Source organism: Mesorhizobium sp. 8 (assembly GCF_006351905.1).
Lineage (GTDB): Bacteria > Pseudomonadota > Alphaproteobacteria > Rhizobiales > Rhizobiaceae > Mesorhizobium > Mesorhizobium composti.
Window position 1 is genome coordinate 4,599,479 of sequence record NZ_CP040914.1, and the last position, 13,549, is coordinate 4,613,027.

The following is a 13,549-nucleotide window of genomic DNA, read 5'->3' on the forward strand; positions in this document are numbered from 1 at the left end:
GCGAGACCGGGATCGGCACGCTGAGCAGAGTGTCGGGCGGCACGTCGAGCAGGCCGCCAAACGGCCATGCCGACCTGAGCTCCACCGCGCTCATGGCGGCCACGTTGACGTCGATGTCGTCCGGCGTGCCTGCGACACGATAGGGGCAGCGGATGCGGCCGCAATTGCTGTGCGAGGAGAACTGCCACAGCGCGTAGCTCTCCCAATGGCCCTTGGGGAAATGCAGGCCGATTTCCGGCTTGTAGCGCGCGTACCACAAGGGCAGGCGCGACAGCAGCCGGTAGCGACCGCGGTTGTCGGCGATGTGGCGGGCGGTGGAATCGCTGGTGTAGAGCAGCGGGAAGCGGCCGACGCGGCGATGCACCTGCCGCACGAACTCTTCCGCGTCCTCCAGCGACATCCATTGCGCGGGATCGTTGTCCTCGATGTCGAGCGCCAAAAGGTCGTCGGGGGCGGGATCAGCGAAGTCGATGAAATTGTCCGCCTGCTCGACCGGATTGCCAGGGCGGGCGAGATGATAGGCGCCCCATTTCAGCCCGAGCGCCTTGGCGACGGTACGCCGCGTCTGGAACAGTTCGCGCGTGACGGCATGGCGTTTCCACAGCGCCTTGCAGAGCCGGACCTGGGTGTCGTCGCCCGAGCATGAATAGGGCGGCGGCAGGCCGTCGGACGCCTTGTTGATGAAGGCGACGATGCGCTTGTCGTCGGCAAGTACTGCCCAGTCGATGGAATTGTACTCATAGGCGTCAACGACCAGCGCGCGGTCGGGGTTCTTCCATGGCTCGGAGAAGTCGGAGGCTACGGCAGGTCGCCCAAGGACGACGGCGCCGCAGAACGCCGCCGTCGCAATGCGCAAAAACTGTCGGGCGAGCCCGTTCAATCCGCACCCCCGCTGAATATCGGTGGATGCTGCGCGCGATATGGTTAACGAACGCTTGCGATGCGGCTAGCGGCGAAAGGCCGGGTCGAACTCGAAAGGATCGGGTGCGGGCGTGGTCGGCAGCGTGCCCTCCGCCTTGCGGCGCCGGTAGTGGGCGAGCGAACAGGCCGGCGAGCACAGGATTCCGCGATCGGACCAGTAGGCCGGCCCGTTCTCGATGCGCCCTTCGTGGTAACCGAAAGCATCGGTTCCATAGGCGAGGCCGCATTCGACGCAGCGGCGGGTTTCCGGTCTGGCAAGCATGGCGCGCTCCTTTCGATCCTTATCTACCGCGCTCGGGCGGATTGCAAAATCCGCGTGACAAAGTTTGACGTTTACGTAAAAAGAAAGTGGTTTTGGCGCCGGGCGCGATCTATGGTGAGCCGCGCCGGCAGCCGCCGCTTGAGGAGGAAGGCATGTACAAGGCACCGCTCGATGACATCGCCTTCACGCTCAAGCAGGTGGCAGGGCTGAAGCCGGCCATCGATGCCGGCCTGCTCGGCGATCTCGGCGAGGATCTGGTTGATGCGATCCTGTCGGAGGCTGGCCGTTTCGCCGGCGAGGAAGTGGCGCCGCTCTATAAGGTGGGCGACGAGGTCGGCGCCGTGTTGAAGGATGCGGAAGTCACCATGCCGCCCGGCTGGCGCGATCTCTATCGGCGCTGGGTCGAGGGTGGCTGGAACGGCCTGTCCGGACCGGAGGAATTCGGCGGCCAGGCGTTGCCGACCAGCGTCGCCATGGCGGTGCTGGAAATGTGGAACTCGGCCTCGATGGCCTTCGGCATCGGCCCGACGCTGACGATGGGCGCCATTGAGGCGCTGGACAAGCACGCCTCGCAGCCGCTCAAGGACAAATATCTGGCCAAACTCGTGTCGGGCGAGTGGATGGCCACCATGAACCTGACGGAGCCGCAGGCCGGCTCCGATCTCGCGGCGTTGCGCGCCCGTGCCGAGCGGGCTGAGGGCGGCACCTACCGCATCTTCGGCCAGAAGATCTTCATCACCTACGGCGAGCACGATTTCACCGACAACATTGTGCATCTGGTTCTGGCTCGGTTGCCGGATGCGCCGGCAGGCACGCGCGGCATCTCGCTGTTTCTGGTGCCGAAGTTCATGGTTGGCGACGACGGCGCACCGGGCGCCCGCAATGACGTGTTCTGCTCCGGCATTGAGCATAAGCTCGGCATCCATGCCTCGCCCACCTGCACCATGATCTACGGCGACGGTTTTGGGGGCCAGACGCCCGGCGCCGTCGGCTGGCTGATCGGCGAGGAAAACAAGGGGCTGGCCTGCATGTTCACCATGATGAACAATGCCCGCCTTGCCGTCGGCATGCAGGGCGTCGCCGTAGCCGAGGCCGCCACCCAGAAGGCCATCGCCTATGCCAATGAGCGCCGGCAGGGCAAGGCCGCCGGCTACGACGGGCCGGGCATGGCGCCGATCGTCCATCATCCGGACGTGCAGCGCAATCTCCTGACCATGAAGGCGCTGACGCAGGCGGCTCGCTCCATCGCCTACAACTGCGCCCACGCCATCGACATGGGCCGGCTTGCCGCCACCGAAGCCGAGCGCGGCCATTGGCAAGCCCGTGCCAATCTTCTCACGCCGCTCGCCAAGGCGTTTTCCACCGATGTCGGCGTCGATGTCGCCTCGCTCGGCGTACAGGTGCACGGCGGCATGGGCTTCATCGAGGAGACGGGCGCGGCCGCCTATCTGCGCGACGCCCGCATCGCGCCGATCTACGAAGGCACCAACGGCATCCAGGCGATCGATCTTGTCGCCCGCAAACTGCCACTGGAAGGCGGCGAGCACGTCCATGGCTACATTGCCGAGTTGAAAGCCGTTGCCGATGCAGTGCGCAACTCCAATCGCGACGGCTTCGGCCGTACCGCCGAGCGGCTGGACGATGCGCTGGATGCCGTTTCCGAGGCGACGCGCTTCCTGCAGTCCGCAACCGCCGAAGGCCGGCAGGATGAGGCGCTGGCAGGGGCGACGCCATATCTGAGGCTGATTTCGCTGGCCGCCGGCGGTGCCTATGTCGCACAAGGCGCGCTGGCCGACGAGACCGGCGTGCGCACCGCGCTCTGCCGCTTCTTCGCCGAAAACCTGCTGGGGGAAACGCGGTCGCTGGCCGATAGCGTGCTGGGCGGCGCGGCGAGCCTTGCAGCCGCAGGCCAATCGCTCATCTCGGCCTGATCGCGACGGGAAACAGCATGACCGACCATATCCTCATCGAGCGCCACGGCGCGGTTCAAGTTATTCGCATGAACCGTCCGGACAAGAAGAACGCGCTGACGCGCGCCATGTACGCCGCGATGGCGGCCGCGCTCACCGAAGGCGACGCCGATCCGGCCGTGCGCGTGCATGTCTTCCTCGGCCTGCCCGGCATGTTCAGCGCCGGCAACGACCTCGCCGATTTCCTCGCGGTGGCGACCGGCGGAGAGGGCGGCAACGAGGTCTGGGATTTTCTGATGACGCTTGCCAAATCGCAAAAACCGATGGTGTCGGGCGTCGACGGCATCGCGGTCGGCATCGGCACCACGCTCAACCTGCATTGCGACCTGACTTTCGCCACGCCGCGCACCGTCTTCCGCACGCCCTTCGTCGATCTCGGGCTGGTGCCGGAGGCGGGGTCCAGCCTGCTGGTGCCGCAGATCCTTGGCCGTCAGGCGGCCTTTGCCATGCTGGGGCTGGGCGAAGGCCTGCCGGCAGCGGATGCGAAAGCGGCCGGTTTGATCCACGCCGTCGTGCCGGAGGACGAACTGGAAGCGGCCACGCTCACCGCCGCCGAAACCGTCGCCACCAAGCCGCCTCAGGCGCTGAAGATCGCCCGCGACCTGTTGCGCGGCTCGCGCGAGGACCTGGTGGCCCGCATCGGAGAGGAAGCGGAGCGGTTCCGCGAGCGCCTGCAATCGGACGAGGCGCGCGCCGCTTTCGTCGCTTTCATGAACAGGAAGAAGTGAGCCGAATGGCGAAACCGGTTGTGACGGCTGGTGCCTTGATGATGGACGACGAAGGCCGCTTTCTTCTCGGCCTGCGCGCTTCCTGGAAACCCGCATGGCCAGATCATTGGGATGTTGTCGGCGGTCGTGTGGAGGCGGGAGAAACGCCCGAAGAGGCGATGGTCCGGGAAGTTCAGGAAGAAACAGGCGTGACCCCAACCTCGTTTCGGTGGCTCGCCCGTTTCCCGGAGCGGCGCCCTGACCTCAACGGCGAAGGCTTGCACCACATCTATCTGGTGACGTCATGGGAAGGCGGCGAACCGCGCAATATATGCGACGAGCACTCGGACCTGAGATGGTTTCTTCCAGAGGAAATCGCCGCCATTCCCAATCTTGTCGATGATTCCTATCGCGAACTCACCTCGAGCTTGAGGTCACACCACAGCCTTCACGGATAAAGCCGCGTCTTCCCCCAGCCTCCATCGCGATTGCGTGAGAACACGATCCGGTCATGCAACCGGAATGCCCCGTTGTGCCAGAATTCGATCGTCTGCGGCAGGATGCGGAAGCCGGACCAGTGCTTGGGCCGCGGGATGTCGCCGATGGCGTAGCGGGCGGTGTATTCGGCGACCGCCTTTTCCAGCGCGAAGCGGCTTTCCAGCGGACGCGATTGCTTCGAGGCCCAGGCGCCGATGCGGCTGCCGCGCGGGCGGGTGGCATAGTAGGCGTCGGCCTCGGCGTCGCTGACCACTTCCACCGGCCCGCGCACGCGTACCTGCCGGCGCAGCGATTTCCAGTGGAAACACATGGCCGCCTTCATCGAACCGAGAATCTCGCGGCCCTTGGCGCTCTCGAAATTGGTGTAGAAGACGAAACCGCGCTCGTCGAACCCTTTCAGCAGCACCATGCGCACGTCCGGCAGGCCGTCCGCGTCGACGCTCGCAAGCGCGACCGCGTTCGGATCGTTCGGCTCGGAGCCGGTGGCGTCCTGCAGCCATTCGGTGAACAGCTTGTAAGGCTCGCTTCGCTCGGTGAAGTCACTGCTTGTTAACTCGGTTTCGTTCATAGTTTCATAAAGTTCCGGTTCGGCATTGGGGGGTGCCGATCGCCGCGCATCGCGCAAGCCCGATCATGACCCGACAGCATTGAAACCGCTTCCCGACGATCCACACAACGGACCAGCCGCATTTTTCGTTTCGGCCTGTTGCCGCGGGATTGCCGTGGCGGCGGGTGTCCTTGCCTTGGCCGGCTGCGGCGTCGGTGGCTTCAGCCTCGAGAAGGCCGACGTGGACCGCTCCCTGATAACCAATAGTGTGAGTGCCGATCAGGCCTCCGGATCGGGCGGCATCGAGGCGGACCAGGTCACCATCCGCAACGCTGTTTCCTCAGCCGATGTCGAGGAAGTCGCCGGCAAGGAGATCGCCTGGGCCAATGCCGACACCGGTGCGCGCGGCACGATCACCCGGTTGACCGAAGCGAGGCGGGACGGCCGCCTGTGCCGCAGCTTCACCGGTTCGCGCGAAAGCTTCGATGGTGTGGCCATGTTCGAGGGGGAAGCCTGTCTCGCCGGCCAGGGCGCCTGGCGCCTCGAAACGTTCAAGGCGCTTTGATTTCGTCCGTCCCGCCGGCTGGCGGCACTGGAATTTCTTCCTATGCGGGCGCATATAGGGAAGGACTTTTGAACCCACGGTGCAGACACAGGCATGCGCGACCCTTACGAGGTGCTGGGCGTTGCGAAGAACGCTTCGGCCAAGGATATAAAATCGGCTTATCGCAAGCTGGCCAAGAAGTATCATCCGGACCAGAACCCGGACGATCCCAAGGCCAAGGATCGCTTTGCCGCGGCCAACACGGCCTATGAGATCCTCGGCGACGAGAAGGCGCGCGCGGCTTTCGACCGTGGCGAGATCGATGCCGACGGTAAGCCGCGTTTCCATGGTTTCGAGGGCGCGCCCGGCGGCGGCGATCCGTTCGCCGGTTTCCGCCGCCAGCAAGGCGGACCGGGCGGCGCCCATTTCGAATTCCGCAGCGGCGGCCCGGGTGGCGGCAATCCCTTCGGTGGCGATGGGGGCGACGATATTTTCAGCCAGATTTTCGGAAACGCCTTCAAGCAGCAGCATTCCGGGGCAGGCGGACGCCGGCAGCAGGCAGCACCTGGCGGTGCCGACCTCAATGTGACGCTGGACATCACCGTCGAGGAAGCCGCCACCGCGCCCAAGGTGACGGCGGTGTTCCCCGGCGGCCGCAAGATCGCAGTTAAACTGCCGGCCTATGTCGAGGACGGCCAGGTGATCCGCCTGAAAGGGCAGGGCGAGGCGTCGCCCTTCGGCGGCCAGCCGGGCGACGCGCTGGTGACGCTGCGCTTGGCGCGGCACGGCCGGTACCGGGTGGACGGCCGCGACCTGCACGCCGATCTTCCCGTGCCGCTCAAGGATGCGGCGCTGGGCGCCAAGGTGGCGGTCGAGACGCCGGCCGGCCGCGTGGCGGTCAACGTGCCGGCCTGGTCGAGCTCCGACAAGGTGCTGCGCATCAAGGGCAGGGGCCTGCCGCTCAAGGCCGGCGGCCACGGCGATCTCTACGCCCATGTCCGCATCATGCTGCCGGAGCATGGCGACGAAGCGCTGGAGAAGCTGCTGCGCGGCGAAGGCTGAGGGCCCTTTTTAAAAATTCCGTGAGGCGGGGCTGCAAACGGCGGCCAACTGCGCTCCGGTGCTCACGTACCTGATGTACGCTCCGCTCCGGTGCTCGCCGGCCACCGTTTTCGTCGCCGCCTGACGGTTTTTCAAAAGGGCTCTGGTCGCCCTTCGACCGTTTGAAGCTTGAAGGCCCTTCAACCGTTTGAAGCTTGAAGGCACGGTGTGCCTGTGCGATAGGCTGTCGCAAAGCAGACAACCTTGCGGAGAACGCTTAAATGGCGGGTGGACAGGGCCTGATGGCCGGCAAGCGCGGCCTCATTCTCGGCGTCGCCAACAATCGCTCGATTGCCTGGGGCATCGCCAAGGCTTGCGTCGACCAGGGCGCGGAGATCGCGCTGACCTATCAGGGCGAGGCGTTCAAGAAGCGCGTCGAGCCGCTGGCGGCGGAACTCGGCGCGCACGTCTCCGGCCATTGCGACGTCACCGATCCCGCCAGCCTTGATGCCGTTTTCGCCGACGTGTCGGCGCATTTCGGCAAGCTGGACTTCCTCGTCCACGCCATCGCCTTTTCCGACAAGGAGGAACTGGACGGCCGCTACGTCGAGACGACGCGCGCCAATTTCCAGCGCACGATGGAGATTTCCGTCTTCTCCTTCACCGACATCGCCAAGCGCGCCGAGCCGCTGATGACGGACGGCGGCTCGCTGCTGACCCTGACCTATTATGGCGCCGAAAAGGTGATGCCGCACTACAACGTCATGGGCGTCGCCAAGGCGGCGCTGGAGGCGAGCGTGCGCTACCTCGCCGTCGACCTCGGCGCCAGGGGCATCCGCGTCAACGCCATTTCGGCCGGGCCGATCAAGACGCTGGCCGCCTCCGGCATCGGCGACTTCCGTTATATCCTGAAGTGGAACGAGTACAACGCGCCGCTCAAGCGCACCGTCACGCCCGAGGAAGTCGGCGATTCGGGGCTCTATCTTCTCTCCGACCTGTCGCGCGGCGTCACCGGCGAGGTTCATCACGTCGATTCCGGCTACCATGTCGTCGGCATGAAGGCGGTGGACGCGCCCGATATCTCCACCATCAAGGACTGATCGGGCAAGTCACCCGACCGATCATCGGCCAGCTTTGGGAAGACGCCCTGCGCCATGCCTCCGCTTGTCTATGTCGTGCGCCACGGCCAGACCGACTGGAACGCCGAATATCGGCTGCAGGGCCAGGCCGACACCGACCTGAACGCCACCGGACGGCGACAGGCGAGCGCAAACGGCCGCCGGCTGGCCGGCCTGATCGACGATCCGTCGGCGTTCGACTTCGTCGCCAGCCCGATGCTGCGCACGCGCCGCACGATGGAATTGATCCGCTCGGCGATGGGACTCGACCCGGCGGCCTATCGGACCGACCCGCGTCTTGTGGAAATCAACTTCGGTGACTGGCAAGGCTTTACCTTTGCCGAGCTGGAGGCCGACTATCCCGGAGCGTACCGCAAGCGGCAGGCCGACAAATGGGATTTCGTGCCGCCGGGCACGGACGCCGAAAGCTATGAGGAACTGTCGGTGCGGGTCCGCCCGTTTTTCGAGGGACTGGCCGGCGACACGGTCTGCGTCACCCATGGCGGCGTCATCCGCGCCCTGTTCAGGCTTGCCGGCGGCTTGTCGAAGGATGAAGCGGCCGCCCTCGAGATACCGCAGGATCAGGTCCTGCGCGTGAGCGGCGGCAGGCTGGACTGGCTTTGAAGGGCGCTACCCGGGCAATTCCCCTATTCGGGTAATTCCATGTCGGTGATGACGTTCTGGCCGTCGGTGACGTCGTAGGCGATGACCACGTCCATTCCGGGCTTCAGCGAATCGACGTCCATCTCGGCATTCAGCTTGTAGGACTTGCCGTCGTCGAGGGTCAGCGTCATGGCGTCCTTGTCGACCTTCTTGATGAGGCCTTCGGTCTGGCCCGCGAAGGCGGAGCCCGCGGCCAGCAGGGTTGCTGCGGCAATGACGCTAAACAGGATACGCATGGATTGACCTCGCTTTTTCAGCGCCGCCCGCTCCAGCGGCGCACGGCCTGTTTTCCGGCACGGTGAGGAGAGCAGAAGCCATTCCTTTGTGTCAAAACTAAAACGGCTTTCTGACGCATGTTTGATTCCAATACCTTATCAACAGGCGTGGCGCGTCCGCAGCCACGCCAGCCCGATGAAACCGGTCGGAAGGGGCGGCGCTAGGAAGCCACCGCCCGGCCGCAGAGTTTGTTGCCGTCAGGGTCGCGCAGATAGGCGAGATAGAGCTTTCCTGCGGCGGATTCGCGGATGCCGGGCGGGCTCTCGATGGATTTCCCGCCATTGGCCACGCCGGCGTCGTGCCATGCCTTGACCATCTCGGGGCTTTCCATCTTCAGGCCGATCGTGCCGCCGTTTGCGTGCGAGGCGGCCATGCCGTCGATCGGCTTGGTGATCAGGAAACGCGCGCCGTCCTTCGAGTAGACGAGGCGACCCTTGGCGTCGATCGTGCCGGGCGCGGCGCCCGCGGCGCCGAACGTTGCGTCATAAAACCTGCGCGACCGCTCGAGATCGTTGCTGCCGACGACGATGTGACTGAACATGGTTTCCTCCGATGGTTCGCGCACAAGAAACCAAATGCGGCCGTCGGCTTCAAGTGGGACGTGAGGTCCCGCGTCGGGCAATTTGACCGGGGGCGAAAACGCCAATAGAAGCGCGATGGGCCGGCGGCAGCCGGCGAAGCTCGGCGAGAAAATGTCCCACAACACCTTCGGCCATCTGTTCCGAGTCACCACCTGGGGCGAAAGCCATGGCGCAGCGCTCGGTTGCGTCGTGGACGGCTGCCCGCCCGGCATCCGCTTCCGGCTTTCCGACATCCAGTCGGAGCTGGACAGGCGCCGGCCCGGCCAGTCGCGCTTCGTCACCCAGCGGCGCGAGCCGGACGCGGTGAAGGTTCTGTCCGGATTCATTCTCGACGACGACGGCGAGACGATGGTCACCACCGGCACGCCTGTGTCGATGCTGATCGAGAACGTCGACCAGCGCTCGAAGGATTACGGCGAGATCGCCCGCCAGTACCGCCCTGGCCATGCCGATTATACCTATGAGGTGAAATACGGCCTGCGCGACCATCGCGGCGGCGGCCGTTCCTCGGCGCGCGAGACGGCCGCGCGCGTCGCCGCCGGCGCGCTGGCGCGGAAAGTGGTGCCGGGACTGGTGGTGCGCGGCGCGCTGGTATCCATGGGCGAGAAGACCATCGACCGCGCCAACTGGAACTGGAATTTTGTCGGCGACGCCGAAAATCCCTTCTTCACGCCGGACCCCGCTTCCGTTCCGGTTTTCGCCGCCTATCTCGACGGCATCCGCAAGGCCGGCTCCTCGGTCGGCGCGGTGATCGAGATCGTCGCCGAAGGCGTGCCGGCAGGGCTCGGCGCGCCGATCTACGCCAAGCTCGACCAGGACATCGCGTCCGGCCTGATGTCCATCAACGCTGTCAAGGGCGTCGAGATCGGCAACGGTTTCGAGGCGGCCCGCATCACCGGCGAACAGAACGCCGACGAGATGCGCATGGGCAACGACGGCCAGCCGGTGTTCCTCTCCAACCATGCCGGCGGCATCCTCGGCGGCATCTCTACCGGCCAGCCGGTCGTCGCGCGCTTCGCCGTCAAGCCGACCTCGTCGATCCTGACGCCGCGCAAGTCCATCGACCGGGACGGCCACGATGTCGAGGTCATGACCAAGGGCCGCCACGACCCCTGCGTCGGCATCCGCGCCGTGCCGATCGGCGAGGCGATGGTGGCCTGCGCGATCGCGGATCATTATCTGCGGCATCGAGGACAGACGGGAAGGCAGTAGGGGATTAGGGCAGTAAGGCAATAGGGCAGTAAGGCAGTCTGTTGCCTAGACTTTTTAACATACTGCCCTATTGCCCTAACTGCCCTACTGTCTTCCCGTCTGCCCTGCGAACGAAGCGAGCCCCATGCCTTACGACCAGAAAAAGACCGTCGAAGCCATCCGCGCCTTCGAGCGCGGCGAGATCGTCGTCGTCATGGACGACGACGGGCGCGAGAACGAGGGCGACCTGATCGTCTCGGCCGTCCATTGCACGCCGGAGAAGATGGCCTTCATCGTGCGCCACACGTCCGGCATCGTCTGCACGCCGATGACCAAGGAGGACGCCCGGCGCCTGAACCTTGCGCCGATGGTGGCCGACAACGATTCGGCCCATACGACGGCGTTCACCGTTTCGGTGGACTTCAAGCACGGCACCACCACCGGCATTTCGGCCGACGATCGAACGCTGACCGTGCGCAATCTCGCCAACGGCAATGTCGGCGCTTCCGATTTCGTCCGGCCCGGCCACATCTTCCCGCTGATCGCCCGCGAGGGCGGCGTGTTGATGCGCTCCGGCCACACCGAGGCGGCGGTGGACCTGTGCAAGCTGGCCGGCCTGCCGCCGGTCGGCGTCATTTCGGAACTGGTCAACGACGACGGCACCGTCAAGCGAGGACCCGAAGTGTCGGCCTTCGCCGAAAAGCACGGCCTGAAGCAGGTTTCTGTCGCTGACCTCATCGCCTACCGCCAGCGTCAGGAGACGCTGGTGCAGCGCGTCGCCTGTACCGACATCGAAACCCCCGGCGGCAAGGCCAAGGCCTACACCTACACCTTGCCGTGGGATGTCATGCACCATCTGGCCGTCGTCTTCGGCGACATTCGCGATGGCGAGGATGTCCCCGTGCGCCTGCATCCGGAGGACGTCGTCACCGATGTCTTCGGCACCGACCACAGACTGGATGGCGTGATGCGCGCCATGGGCGAGAAGAAGCGCGGCGTCGTCGTCTACCTGCGCGAAGGCTCGGTCGGCGTCGCGCACCAGGATCGTAACCGCCCGACCGGCGAGCGCGAGGACCACGAGGAAGCCCGCCGTCGCGAGAGCGAGTGGCGCGAAATCGGCCTCGGCGCCCAGATCCTCAAGGATCTCGGCATCTCGTCTATCAGCCTGATCGCCTCGCGCGAGAGGCACTATGTTGGGCTCGAAGGTTTCGGCATCCATATCGTGAGGACGGATATCCTGTAGGCGACAAAGGCCGATCTTCTGTTGAACACTGCCGGTGCGTCGCCTCCGGCCATGGTCAAGCCGGTCGCCCGCGCCTATATCGGGCGCATGGCGACGCGTCTCTATACGCATCCGATCTATCTTGAGCACTTGACACCGCCCGGCCATCCGGAGCGGCCGGACAGGCTGCGCGCCATCCAGCGCGTGCTGGACGACGAGGCGTTCGTGCCGCTCGACCGCGTCGAGGCACCCGAGGGCGATCCGCAAACGATCCTTGCCGTGCATCCGCGCGATTTCGTCGAGCGTATAAAGGCGGCTGTTCCGCAGGATGGCCTTGCAGGCATCGATGGGGATACCGTGCTCAGCCCGAAAAGCTGGCAGGCGGCGCTGACGGCGATCGGCGCTGCCAACGCGGCGGTGGACGACGTGTTCGGGGGCAGGGCGGACAATGTTTTCGTCGCCGCGCGCCCGCCCGGTCATCATGCCGAAAAGACGACGGCCATGGGCTTTTGCCTGTTCAACTATGCGGCGATCGCCGCCCGCCATGCGCAGGGCCGGCACGGCGCCGAACGTGTCGCCATCGTCGACTGGGACGTGCATCACGGCAACGGCACGCAGGATATCTTCTGGGATGATCCGTCGGTTCTCTATTGCTCCACCCACCAGATGCCGCTCTATCCCGGCACCGGCGCGAAGAATGAAACGGGCGCCGGCAACATCGTCAATGCGCCGCTGGCGCCGCGCACCGGCAGCGAGACGTTCCGCGACGCCTTTTCCTCGCGCGTGCTGCCGGCGCTGGATGCGTTTCGCCCCGATTTGATTATCGTCTCGGCCGGTTTCGACGCGCACCACCGCGACCCGCTTGCCGAGATCAATCTCGTCGAGGACGATTTCGACTGGGCGACGGGGCAGCTGATGGAGCAGGCCGGACGCCATAGCGCCGGCCGGCTGGTCAGCCTGCTGGAAGGCGGCTACGACCTGCAGGGGCTGGCGTTTTCGGTCTCCGCCCATGTCGGGCGTCTCATGAAAGGATGATCCATGGCCGATGAAGCGAATGCGGACGTCAAGGCGATGAGCTTCGAGCAGGCGCTCGACGCTCTGGAGAAGATCGTCGACGATCTGGAGCGCGGCGACGTGCCGCTCGACCAGTCGATCCGCATCTACGAGCGCGGCGAGGCGCTGAAGGCGCATTGCGACCGCTTGTTGAAGGCGGCCGAGGACAAGGTTGAAAAGATTCGCCTTTCCCGCGACGGCAAACCCGCTGGCACGGAGCCGCTCGACGGGGAGTGACGCTGGCGTCTGGTTGAACCCGCTTGGTCTTCGACATATACTTAGCCAGGCTTAGCTAAGGAGATGGCCATGGGAATGGTCAATATGCATGAAGCCAAGACTTCGCTCTCCAAGCTGGTGGAAGCGGTGGAGAGCGGGGCCGAGGAAGAAATCATCATCGCCCGCAACGGCAAGCCGGCTGCGCGGTTGGTGCCGATTGATGCTGCGCCGAAGAAGAGGCGTCGGCTGGGGTTGCTCGCCGGCAAATATCCGTCAATGGATTTTGAGGCGTTTCAGGCGATGGACGCCGAAATCGAAGCGATGTTCCTTGGCGAAGAGAAGTGAGGCTTCTCCTCGATACGCATATTGCCGTCTGGACGCTGACGGAGCCGAAACGCATTCCGGCGCGATTCATGGATATGATCGGTGATACTGAAAATGCGGTCGCCGTTTCGGCGGCTGCGGTGTGGGAGATCGCCATAAAGCACCGGTTGCACCGACCGGACAGCCCGCCGTTCTCCGGTCACGAGGCGATCGGGCATTTCGAGAATGCCGGCTTTTCCTTGATGAATGTCACGCCCGCTCACGCCGCTTTCGTCGAGCGCCTGCCGCCGCTCCATGGCGATCCGTTCGACCGGCTGATGCTGGCGCAGGCCACTATAGAGAATATGCAGTTGGTGACATACGACCGCCACCTCTCGCGCTATGATGTGGGCATCCTGACGTGGCCCTGACGAGG

The 13,549-nt window shown here is 65.1% G+C and carries 17 protein-coding genes and 1 pseudogene; 13 read left to right on the forward strand and 5 right to left on the reverse strand.

The window, feature by feature from the left end; translation table 11 throughout:
* Window positions 1–34 precede the first annotated feature (34 nt).
* Together FGU64_RS22185 and FGU64_RS22190 are read right to left on the reverse strand one after the other, a co-directional pair.
* Window positions 35–856 (reverse strand): annotated as a pseudogene (locus tag FGU64_RS22185) (GH25 family lysozyme); the annotation flags it as partial.
* Between the two features lie 90 nt (window positions 857–946).
* Entirely contained in the window at window positions 947–1,183 is a 237-nt protein-coding gene (locus FGU64_RS22190; RefSeq protein ID WP_136359240.1) for a hypothetical protein, read from the reverse strand.
* 152 nt (window positions 1,184–1,335) lie between these two features.
* Here FGU64_RS22190 and FGU64_RS22195 point away from each other — a divergent pair, with 152 nt between their 5' ends.
* Genes FGU64_RS22195 through FGU64_RS22205 form a run of 3 tightly spaced genes read left to right on the forward strand, consistent with a single transcriptional unit; the run spans window position 1,336 to window position 4,318 of the window.
* Complete coding sequence (locus tag FGU64_RS22195; protein WP_139955060.1) at window positions 1,336–3,114, forward strand: acyl-CoA dehydrogenase; 1,779 nt, start codon at window positions 1,336–1,338, stop codon at window positions 3,112–3,114.
* 17 nt (window positions 3,115–3,131) lie between these two features.
* Entirely contained in the window at window positions 3,132–3,881 is a 750-nt protein-coding gene (locus FGU64_RS22200; protein WP_139955061.1) for a crotonase/enoyl-CoA hydratase family protein, read from the forward strand.
* Between the two features lie 5 nt (window positions 3,882–3,886).
* Window positions 3,887–4,318 carry an NUDIX hydrolase gene (locus tag FGU64_RS22205; RefSeq protein WP_139955062.1) on the forward strand — a complete coding sequence of 144 codons (432 nt, stop codon included), beginning with the start codon at window positions 3,887–3,889 and terminating at the stop codon, window positions 4,316–4,318.
* On the opposite strand, the gene pdxH is transcribed toward FGU64_RS22205, so the two are convergent.
* Entirely contained in the window at window positions 4,309–4,926 is a 618-nt protein-coding gene (gene pdxH / locus FGU64_RS22210; RefSeq protein ID WP_139955063.1) for a pyridoxamine 5'-phosphate oxidase, read from the reverse strand. The genes FGU64_RS22205 and pdxH overlap by 10 nt on opposite strands.
* A 154-nt stretch (window positions 4,927–5,080) precedes the next feature.
* Here pdxH and FGU64_RS22215 point away from each other — a divergent pair, with 154 nt between their 5' ends.
* The 4 genes from FGU64_RS22215 to FGU64_RS22230 all read left to right on the forward strand — a co-directional run bounded on the left by FGU64_RS22215 (window position 5,081) and on the right by FGU64_RS22230 (window position 8,232).
* Window positions 5,081–5,470, forward strand: a complete 390-nt coding sequence (locus FGU64_RS22215; RefSeq protein ID WP_230978810.1) for an RT0821/Lpp0805 family surface protein — start codon at window positions 5,081–5,083, stop codon at window positions 5,468–5,470.
* Window positions 5,471–5,563: 93 nt separating this feature from the next.
* Window positions 5,564–6,511, forward strand: a complete 948-nt coding sequence (locus FGU64_RS22220; protein WP_139955064.1) for a J domain-containing protein — start codon at window positions 5,564–5,566, stop codon at window positions 6,509–6,511.
* A 260-nt stretch (window positions 6,512–6,771) separates the two neighbouring features.
* Entirely contained in the window at window positions 6,772–7,590 is an 819-nt protein-coding gene (gene fabI / locus FGU64_RS22225) for an enoyl-ACP reductase FabI (RefSeq protein ID WP_139955065.1), read from the forward strand.
* 54 nt (window positions 7,591–7,644) lie between these two features.
* Window positions 7,645–8,232: a histidine phosphatase family protein gene (locus FGU64_RS22230; protein WP_139955066.1), complete on the forward strand. Its 588-nt coding sequence runs from the start codon at window positions 7,645–7,647 to the stop codon at window positions 8,230–8,232.
* Between the two features lie 23 nt (window positions 8,233–8,255).
* Here FGU64_RS22230 and FGU64_RS22235 read toward each other — a convergent pair whose 3' ends face one another.
* Both FGU64_RS22235 and FGU64_RS22240 read right to left on the reverse strand, forming a co-directional pair.
* Entirely contained in the window at window positions 8,256–8,507 is a 252-nt protein-coding gene (locus FGU64_RS22235; protein WP_136359226.1) for a DUF1344 domain-containing protein, read from the reverse strand.
* A gap of 200 nt (window positions 8,508–8,707) precedes the next feature.
* Window positions 8,708–9,088 (reverse strand): VOC family protein, encoded by a 381-nt coding sequence (locus FGU64_RS22240; protein WP_139955067.1) that lies wholly within the window; start codon window positions 9,086–9,088, stop codon window positions 8,708–8,710.
* 151 nt (window positions 9,089–9,239) lie between these two features.
* Between FGU64_RS22240 and aroC the strand changes: the two genes are divergently transcribed.
* From aroC to FGU64_RS22270, 6 genes are all read left to right on the forward strand, one after another.
* The gene (gene aroC / locus FGU64_RS22245) at window positions 9,240–10,340 is read left to right on the forward strand and encodes a chorismate synthase (RefSeq protein ID WP_139955068.1); all 1,101 of its coding nucleotides are present in this window, start codon (window positions 9,240–9,242) and stop codon (window positions 10,338–10,340) included.
* A 124-nt stretch (window positions 10,341–10,464) separates the two neighbouring features.
* Window positions 10,465–11,562: a 3,4-dihydroxy-2-butanone-4-phosphate synthase gene (ribB, locus tag FGU64_RS22250; RefSeq protein WP_139955069.1), complete on the forward strand. Its 1,098-nt coding sequence runs from the start codon at window positions 10,465–10,467 to the stop codon at window positions 11,560–11,562.
* A gap of 87 nt (window positions 11,563–11,649) precedes the next feature.
* The gene (locus FGU64_RS22255) at window positions 11,650–12,576 is read left to right on the forward strand and encodes a histone deacetylase family protein (RefSeq protein ID WP_139955516.1); all 927 of its coding nucleotides are present in this window, start codon (window positions 11,650–11,652) and stop codon (window positions 12,574–12,576) included.
* Between the two features lie 3 nt (window positions 12,577–12,579).
* Window positions 12,580–12,831 (forward strand): exodeoxyribonuclease VII small subunit, encoded by a 252-nt coding sequence (locus FGU64_RS22260; RefSeq protein WP_139955070.1) that lies wholly within the window; start codon window positions 12,580–12,582, stop codon window positions 12,829–12,831.
* Between the two features lie 69 nt (window positions 12,832–12,900).
* Window positions 12,901–13,155, forward strand: coding sequence for a type II toxin-antitoxin system prevent-host-death family antitoxin (locus FGU64_RS22265; RefSeq protein ID WP_136359216.1), 255 nt, complete (start codon window positions 12,901–12,903; stop codon window positions 13,153–13,155).
* On the forward strand, window positions 13,152–13,544 hold the full coding sequence (locus tag FGU64_RS22270; protein ID WP_139955071.1) for a type II toxin-antitoxin system VapC family toxin: 393 nt from the start codon (window positions 13,152–13,154) through the stop codon (window positions 13,542–13,544). The genes FGU64_RS22265 and FGU64_RS22270 overlap by 4 nt, the downstream gene beginning before the upstream one ends.
* Window positions 13,545–13,549: the final 5 nt, after the last annotated feature.